This is a genomic window from Candidatus Frankia nodulisporulans, from assembly GCF_902806475.1.
Taxonomy (GTDB): Bacteria; Actinomycetota; Actinomycetes; order Frankiales; family Frankiaceae; genus Frankia; species Frankia umida.
In genome coordinates this window covers 1-7123 of record NZ_CADCWS010000215.1, presented here as the reverse complement: position 1 = coordinate 7123, position 7123 = coordinate 1, and the positions used below count along the sequence as shown (strand labels likewise).

The following is a 7123-nucleotide window of genomic DNA, read 5'->3' as shown; positions in this document are numbered from 1 at the left end:
AGTCGCCGGGGACCCGGTCTGGCTCGCCGTCGGCGGCGGGAAGGTCAGCCGCAGGGTGAAGGCGGTCGGGGTCGGGCCGTGCGCGCGCAGATGGCGCACCCGGTCCTCGGCCTCCGCCGGGTCCGGCCGGTGCCCGGCGGGCACCCACCACAGGGCGTTGGTCGACCGGTGGGTCGGATGGAACCAGTCGCGGCGCCGCCGCAGAAAGGCGCCCTCGCCGTTGCGCAGGACGGCGGCGCACAGCGCGTCGACCGACTCCCACACCGCGAGGTTGACGATGGCCGCGAGCTGCTCCGCGGAATCCAGTCGAAACGTGTGCGGGGCGGCCTGCGCCGCTCCCGTTTCCGTCCCCGCTCCCAGCGACCAGAGGTAGCCGGGCTGACCGGTGACGGGCTCGGCCGGTGCCGACAGACCAGCCGCCAGCGCACCGGCGGACAGCGGCGCGAGCGGTTCGCGCACGCGGGCGATGTTCACCTGGGCGAGATGAAATCCCGTCATGACAAAAGCCTAGGGACGTCGCCCCGCGTGCGCCAGTAACGCCGCCCCGTCAACCACCGATCGCCGCCTCGCCGGCAGACGATCGCGCCGTCAGCCGTGAATGGAGATCGGCGTGCCGACCGGGATCAGGCGGGCCAGTGCCTCGATGTCGCTGTTGCGCAGTCGGATACATCCCATGCTCACATCGGTGCCGACCAGCTCGGGGTGGTTCGTGCCGTGCAGTCCGATGATGCCGCCGCCGCCGTTGAAGGTGGTGATCACGTCCGAGAAGCCGGAGAGCCCGAAGGCGTAGGGACCCCATGGCCCGTTCGGGTCCCCCGGTCGCAGCAGTTCGGTCAGGTAGAACGCGCCGGACGGGGTCGGCGTGCTCCCGGTGCCGATGCCGACCGGCAGCCGGACGACCACCTGGCCCTCGCGGGTGACGGTCAGCCGGTGCGCCGTGCGATCGACCACCAGCGCGTAGGGCGTCGTCGTCACCCGCACGTCACCGATCCGCACCCATCCCTGGGACCCGTTCGGCCGCACCGGCAGCATCACCCGCAGCCATCCGTCGTCGCGCCGCTGCCGGACGGCGAACACCAGCGGGGCGCCCTCCTGGTTCGGATTCGTGAGCTGCCCGCCGACGGCATCCCGCTCGGGCGCCGTGTACCAGGTGATGCTCGGACCGGTGGCATGCGCGACCAGACGCGCCGCGGTGTCGCTGCCAGCCGCCGAGGCGCCGGGTCGGGCCGGCGGCTGGGACGTCCCGGCCCGCGGGCTCGGTGTCGCGGTAGACCGATGCTCGACGCTCGACCCCGAGCACCCCGTCACCACCCCCATCACCGCCACCGCCCCCACCAGAGCCCGCCCTGCCAGCCCGACTCTCCCCGTCCGTGCGTCCCGCGCTTCCACGCGACCGGTCGCGACCGGTCTCCGAGCAGGCATTCCCATCCCACGAGCCCCTTCTAGTTACGCTGAGATTACTCTGCGTAACTAGAAGGCGTCTATGGCCGGCGCGGTCAGGGGTCGATGGGTGCTCTAGCGGCGGCGAGCCAGCACGCGGTAGGCGTTGGACCTGGACCCACCGGTCAGGTACGGACGGGTGACACCGTCGAGCACGAGACCCGCGGCGAAGGCGGGCGCGAGCGCCGTCGCGAGTGCCGCCCGACGCAGCCGCGGCGCGGTCGACACCTCGGCGCTGCCCCACGGGTTCGACGGCGAGGGTGCCCGCGTCTGCAGGAATCCGAACGGTACCGACAGCGGATCACCCGGCTGGTGCACCTCACCGAAGATCGGCCCCGAGGTCTCGAAGCCACGCTCCTCCAGCGCCGCGACGAGGTTCGCCGCGGGTATCAGGTGCTGGTGCTGGGGGATCAGCCAGCCGGGCCACATCGAGCCGTACCAGCGGGCCGCGGGGCTGTGCGGATTGGGCACCTCGACCAGCAGATGGGCGCCGGGCGACAGGACCCGCGCCGCCGCGTCCAGCTCGGCCTGCGGCTCACGGGTGTGCTCCAGGTAGTGGAACATGCTCAGGATGTCGTACTGACCCTTGAGTCCGTCGGCGAGCTCGGGGAACTGGCCGCGGTAGACCTCGTCGGCCCAGCCCCGTCGCCGCGCCTGCTCGACGCCGCCGCCCATGTCGAGCAGGTCGAACTGGGTGGACGGCCAGATGGACCGGGCCGAGTTGCAGAAGTGCCCGTGGCCGCCACCGACGTCCAACCAGCGTCGGGGCGTCGGGATGGCCTGGCGGGCCCGCTCCAGGTACACCCGGTCGTCGAACCCGAACAGCTCCTCCAGGGCCGACGCGCCGAGGCCGTCGTAGAAGTCGCGGTAGTAGAAGTCCAGCCCGTCCAGGGACAGCCGCGGATTCTGGAAGATGTGTCCGCACGCGGTGCACCGGTCGTAGCGGAACGTCCCGGGCTTGCCCTGGGTGACGTCGCGGCCCCGCAGGTGCGCGACGAGATCGTCGGCGCCGCACCAGGGGCAGTGCGCCTGCGCGGGTTCGAGGAAACGATCGAGACCAGCGGCGAGATCCGCCTGGTAGACGACCCGACTACGTGCGACCTGGGCGGGATCCGGTCGCACCGACACCTCGAGCAGTTCCCGCCGCAGCCCACGGCCCTGCTCGCCTGGCCCGGCCGGCCCTGCCTGCCCCGTCTGCCCGGCCCGCGCGGACGCGGCGGACGTGGGGGACGCGGGCGGCCGGGCGGGCGTCTCGCCGGCGCGTCCGGGCCAGACGCGGGTGGCCGCCGCCCGGAGCTGGCCCACGCCGTCCCGGCGGCGCCGTAGGGGACTGCGGACGAGATCCGCCCCGGTGACCCGTACCCGCCGGCCGCCGACCAGGGCGGGTTGCAGCCAGGAGGCGGTGAGCGCGGCGAGCGCCGCCGGGGGACACCCGCCGGCCGTCAGCAGGATCGCCGCGTCCCGCAGCGCCGGCAGCACCAGCTGCGCGGGCTCCCAGGCGTAGGCGGTCCGCTGGACCGTCCACCGGTGCGCGCCGCGGTCGTCGGCGACGCTGAGTCCCGGCAGGACGGCGAGGTCGGTGGTGATCGGCGCATGCCGCTTGCCGAGCTGCAGCAACGCCACCAGTTCCGCCGCCGTCAGTCCACCGATGTCCGCGGTCCCGACGGCCTGGACGGTCCCGACGGCCTGGGTCGTCCCGGTGGTGTGGGTCGGGTCAGTGGCGGCGAGAAGGCCGGAGCGGACCAGGACGTCCCGGCGGACCAGCACGGCGGCCCCGGCGCTGCGTCCCCGGGCGATGCGCCGGGACGGGAAGCTCGCCGGATCGACCATCCGCGCGAGGTCCAGCAGCTGGTGGGGCGACAGCGTGGCGGGCACGAGGTCGAGGACGTCCAGGCCACGACGTGTGGCGTACGCCTGCGCGGCCAGGCGCTGCGCGTCGGTGAGCCGCACGTCGGCGCCGGTCAGCAGCAGGTAGGGTGACGGGTCCGCGTCGATCCCGTCGACCTGGTCGGACGCGGCGGTCTCGAGGGTCTCGATGGTGTCGAGCGCCTGGACCCGGGCATGGAGTCGGGCGGTGTTCACCCCGATCCCGATCCCGATGGCCACCGGGAGCCAGCCCCGACGTTGTGATGGCATGTGGACCCTTTCCTGGCGACGGTCGCCGGGATGTGGTGTGCGGCGACGCTGAGGCTGTCGGGCTGATGTGAGGCAGGACACTGATGTTGAGGCCGCGTAGCGCGGCGCAGCGTGGCCATGACGTCGCGGGATGCGACACGCGCGGGCGGTGGATATGCCGAACAGTCATCCCGGCGGCGGGGTCAGCCGCGCCGCGCCGCCGCCGTGCCCCGCTTTGGCCGGCCGGCGTCGTGATCGTTCGCTGCCATCGCCGTCCTTCCCTGTCCGCGGGCCGCGCGTCCCGGTCCGGGGCCTGGCTGGATCGTCACGGCTCCGCCCAGGGGGCACCCTAGGGCACTGAATTGTTTCTGTCTGTAACGACGTGGCGTGCGGTGCGTCCGATGTGGAGGTCCCGCCGCGTGAGCGTGTCTCCGGTGGTCGCCGCACGGCGTCATGCCCCCGGGCCTGCGATGTCCTTGTGTGGTCCGCGAAGTGCGAGGCTGCCGCGTCTCTCGCCCGCGACACGCCCGTCGGGCATCGGACGTCGGACATCGCAGGCGGGGGAGGGACGGCCCGGCCGGACGAGGCGAATCGAGGCGGACCAGGCCGCGCGATACGACAAGTGGTGACCGGTGGGGTGGCGAAACGCCGAGGTGCGACGGCCGTGCCGCGACGGCGGCGGTGGAGCGGGTGACCGGGATCGAACCGGCATGGCCAGCTTGGAAGGCTGATCGGGCGCTGTGACGGTGCCGTGAGCCTGCACCAGGCCCGGCACGAAGTGGCCCTGACTGCCCCCGCCTCCCCTCAGGTTCTGGCCCGCAGATGGCCCGGACGACAGCACCGATGACGCCGGTTCACCGTCAGATCTGAGCTGGCACACTGTCAGATCTGTACCGTCCATCGGTTCAATCCGTACCGAGGCCCGGTACACCTCCTGGCCGCCCCCCGCTGATCACCAGAGAGGAAGCAGACGTGACGTCGAGCCCCGACCCCTCGGCCGAGTGGTGGACCACATCCGACGTCGCCGCGTACCTCGATGTCCAGGTGGGCACAGTGACCTCCTACCGGCGGCGCAGTCACCTACCCGAGCCGGACCAGACCATCGGTCGGACGCCCGTATGGCGGCCGGCACGCATCGTCGCATGGCACGCTTCCCGGCCCCGGCCACACACGGACGGGCGCGCCGTTCCGACGGCACGCGTCCAGGTCCTTGAGAGCTCCCTACGGGAGGCGATCCGGGCGGGTAGGCATCCCGAGGGGGAGAAGCTTCGGTCGGAGCGACAGCTTGCCGCGGAGCACGGGGTGGGCCGCACCACAGTCCGGTCGATCCTGACCCGGCTGGAAGCGGACGGACTCATCACGGCCCGCCAGGGACTCGGGTACTTCGTCGCGGAAGACCGGTCGAGCGGAGAGCCGATCCCGGAGCCGGCGGGCAGCGCCGGAGTTGAGGTCTCCCATGCGGGAGCTGAGCGACCGGACGACCTCTAAGGCCCGGGAAGCCGATCCCGTCCTGACTTGCCAGGCCGCTACCGCCTGGCCCTTCGCTCCCAGAGAGGAAGTTGATGTGACTGCGCGCCCGGACCGATCGGCCGAGTGGTGGACCACGTCCGACGTCGCGGAGTTCCTTGGACTTCGCGTTCAGACGGTGAGCGCATACCGGACGCGCGGCCAGATGCCGCCGCCCGACCAGACGGTAGGCCGCACCCACATGTGGCGGCCTAAGACGATCACTGAGTGGCACGACGCCCGTCCGCGTCCTGGGGTGGGTGGGCGGCCAGCCACGGACGGCACATCGCCCGTGGCATCCGACGATCTAGCGTCTTTCGTTGTGACCGAGGGGATGGCTGAATCTGAGTGGATCGTGCACGCTAGGCGTTCCCTTTATGAAAGTGAGTGGATTCGCCTCGGGTTGGCGGATGTGGAGTTGCCAGACGGTCAGCGATTCGAACATCACATTGTGTGGATGCCGGCGGCGGCAATGACTGTGCTGTTGAACGACTCGCTTACGCATGTATTGCTCATGTGGCGACACCGATTTGTGCCTGACCTCTGGAACTGGGAGATGCCGGGCGGCCTTATCGATGAAGGTGAGCAGCCGTCGGAAACGGCGGCACGTGAAATTGAAGAGGAAACCGGTTATCGGCCGAGAAGGCTCGACCATCTGGTCACTTTTGAGCCGATGATCGGAATGTTGGAATGTCCGCATCACGTATTTCTCGGAATTGGCGCCGAGAAAGTTGGGGAACCGAGCGAAAAGACTGAGATGCAGCGGATGGAGTGGGTTCCTCTAGCGGATATCCCGAACCTCATCAACGCTGGTCAGGTTCGCAACTCAGGTTCGCTGGTGGCTTTGCTGCACGTCCTCGCACTCAGTGGGCCGTCGGTTCGGGAGCTGCGGAAGTGAGGCGCGTGATCCGCCGCCGCTGGCGTGTCGACGCAGTTTGCTGCGCAAGCGTCGCGGCCGTTCGGGCTTCGTCCTGAGCTTCGGCGTACTGGCCCTGTACGGATAGAGCTAGCGCAAGATCGCAGTGCAGCCCTGCTGCGGCGCGGGTGAACGTCGGGTCAAGGTGGTCAAGGGCGTTGGCCAGGTCCTCGACCGCCTCAACCGCGCCGAGGCGAGCCAAGCAGTGTCCTCGCCACCTCGATAGATGGACTTCATCGAGGAATACGAATGGCAGCTTTTCGCCATCATCATTGTTCAGGCTGGCTGCTGCCATATCTAGACTCTTCCGTGTCGCGGCATCCTGTCCGGATGCTGCAAGAGACTCGGCTTCGGCCGCACATAGCCAGGACCAGATCAGCGGGGATACCTTCCCCTGCGCTGTGGACTTCGCGGATTGCATTAACGTGATCGCGTCGTCGTTACGATTGGCGTCCAGTAGAATATAGCCTTGCTGTGCCGTAACGTGCGCAAGGATCGATTGATTACCGCTTTCCCTGGCGGCCGTTTTGGCTGCTTCGTGGAGTCGCCACGCGCTGTCGAGGTCTCCTAGATCCAACGCCTGCCATCCGGCAAGTGCTGCCGCCTCGGCGGCAGCGGCCCCCAGCGCGGTGCGCTGCTCCCCTGGGATCGAGTGGCTGAACAGCTCTTGAATGTTCTTGGTGTGACTTTCCGCCTGGCTGAAAATTCGTTTCGCGCCAAGTCGACGATCAAGGTTCCGGTATGACTCGGTCTGATCTTCGAGAAGGTTGATCAGCTCGATATCGACGGTAGCCGAGGACCGTAGGCGCTCCGCCAGTGCCGACGTAGTGTCGCTGGTTGTCTCCTTCTCGCCGTCGTCGCGATCTGGCGAGATGGGAAGTCCGAACACTGCCGAAAGTAGCTCGGCGTAGAAGGTGGACGGCAGGCGGTCTCCGGCGTTCCACTGGCGGATCATGCGCTGAAGGCTCTTGTCGCCGGGTAGACGCTGCCCGCGCGCTGAGGCCGCCCGGTTGAGCTCGTGAACCAGTCGGGCCCGGGACCATCCACGCCCGTCGCACAGAGTTCCGATGTCCGTTGCGCGCATCGACGTCATCCGGCACCTCTTGCGTTCCGTCGCGGAATCCCTACGACAAGCTACATCGGCGG

The 7123-nt window shown here is 69.5% G+C and carries 6 protein-coding genes; 2 read left to right on the top strand and 4 right to left on the bottom strand.

Annotated features, from left to right (window positions below):
• The 3 genes from G6R24_RS16365 to G6R24_RS16355 form a co-directional block, all read right to left on the bottom strand.
• Positions 1-498: DUF3291 domain-containing protein (locus G6R24_RS16365; protein ID WP_163550106.1), on the bottom strand; the 498-nt coding region annotated here is incomplete at its 3' end.
• 90 nt (positions 499-588) lie between these two features.
• Positions 589-1317 (bottom strand): L,D-transpeptidase, encoded by a 729-nt coding sequence (locus tag G6R24_RS16360; RefSeq protein WP_163550107.1) that lies wholly within the window; start codon positions 1315-1317, stop codon positions 589-591.
• Positions 1318-1515: 198 nt separating this feature from the next.
• Positions 1516-3546, bottom strand: coding sequence for a class I SAM-dependent methyltransferase (locus tag G6R24_RS16355; RefSeq protein WP_338084447.1), 2031 nt, complete (start codon positions 3544-3546; stop codon positions 1516-1518).
• 981 nt (positions 3547-4527) lie between these two features.
• Between G6R24_RS16355 and G6R24_RS24205 the strand changes: the two genes are divergently transcribed.
• Positions 4528-5043, top strand: coding sequence for a GntR family transcriptional regulator (locus G6R24_RS24205; RefSeq protein WP_163550104.1), 516 nt, complete (start codon positions 4528-4530; stop codon positions 5041-5043).
• 340 nt (positions 5044-5383) lie between these two features.
• The gene (locus G6R24_RS16345) at positions 5384-5959 is read left to right on the top strand and encodes an NUDIX hydrolase (protein WP_225438617.1); all 576 of its coding nucleotides are present in this window, start codon (positions 5384-5386) and stop codon (positions 5957-5959) included.
• Here G6R24_RS16345 and G6R24_RS16340 read toward each other — a convergent pair.
• Positions 5925-7070: an NsdA family TPR-like regulatory protein gene (locus tag G6R24_RS16340; protein ID WP_163550102.1), complete on the bottom strand. Its 1146-nt coding sequence runs from the start codon at positions 7068-7070 to the stop codon at positions 5925-5927. The two genes, G6R24_RS16345 and G6R24_RS16340, sit on opposite strands and share 35 nt — an antisense overlap.
• Positions 7071-7123: the final 53 nt, after the last annotated feature.

What these genes read in the sequence shown, in the direction of transcription:
- G6R24_RS16360 (WP_163550107.1), bottom strand. Translation starts at nt 1,317, where the DNA reads ATGGGGGTGGTGACGGGGTGCTCGGGGTCGAGCGTCGAGCATCGGTCT.
- G6R24_RS16340 (WP_163550102.1), bottom strand. Translation starts at nt 7,070, where the DNA reads ATGACGTCGATGCGCGCAACGGACATCGGAACTCTGTGCGACGGGCGT.